Genomic DNA, 806 nt, shown 5'->3' on the forward strand with positions numbered 1-806 from the left:
ACGGTGGATATCACGGATGCCACCTTGAATCTGGCTGATATCGCGCTGTTTGACCATGCACTGACCGGCACTGGCACACTGAACATTGATACTGCCAATAACATTTTCAATTTTGGTGTTAATACTGGCACGGCATTCGCCGGTACGATTGATATGGAAAACACTGTTTTTGCCCTGAGTGGCGATAATACCAGCACATTGGGCAATGCGTTGTTTGTGGCCTCTGGCGGTACGTTGATGACCGTAGGCAGTGGCAATCAGATACTGGGTAACTTTACCCTAAATGGTGCGACGACAGTATTTGGCTCTGGCAGCTTAATCGTCACTGACACGTTGGCGGTGACGAATAGCAGTACCATTCAAGTTGATCCGGCTCTCACCACTGGTGGGAATTTACTTGATCAGGACACTGGCAGTTCAGCCCAATTAATCAGCAGTAATAATACGCTATCTACACCTGAGTTGGCGCTCCTGACATTACAAGACAGTTTGGGTAATAGCCTGGGTAATGGCACAACTGAAGATATTATTCAGGGGAGCAATATAGTTGCTGAGGCACTTTATAACTACGGATTATCGGGCAATGGCGGTGGCTTAAGTGTGACGTCAAGTCTGACTCAGTTGACGTTACTTTCCGGCCAAAGTTTGACGCTGACGTCACAGGGCGCGGTGAATGCTGATCACACCTTGCTGGCGAAAGTGACTGGTACGGGTAATTTAGCTATTGGCGCTGATAACAGCGAAATGACGCTGAACAATGCCACGAACGATTACACCGGTAGCACATTGGTGAATGGCGGCATCTT

The 806-nt window shown here is 48.3% G+C and carries 1 protein-coding gene; it reads left to right on the forward strand.

What is annotated here, in order from left to right:
* Window positions 1-806, forward strand: an 806-nt coding sequence (locus V2A85_RS24080) for a hypothetical protein (protein WP_420072606.1), incomplete at both ends; no start/stop codon positions are given.

The organism is Yersinia sp. 1252 StPb PI (genome assembly GCF_048593885.1).
GTDB classification, from domain to species: domain Bacteria; phylum Pseudomonadota; class Gammaproteobacteria; order Enterobacterales; family Enterobacteriaceae; genus Yersinia; species Yersinia enterocolitica_E.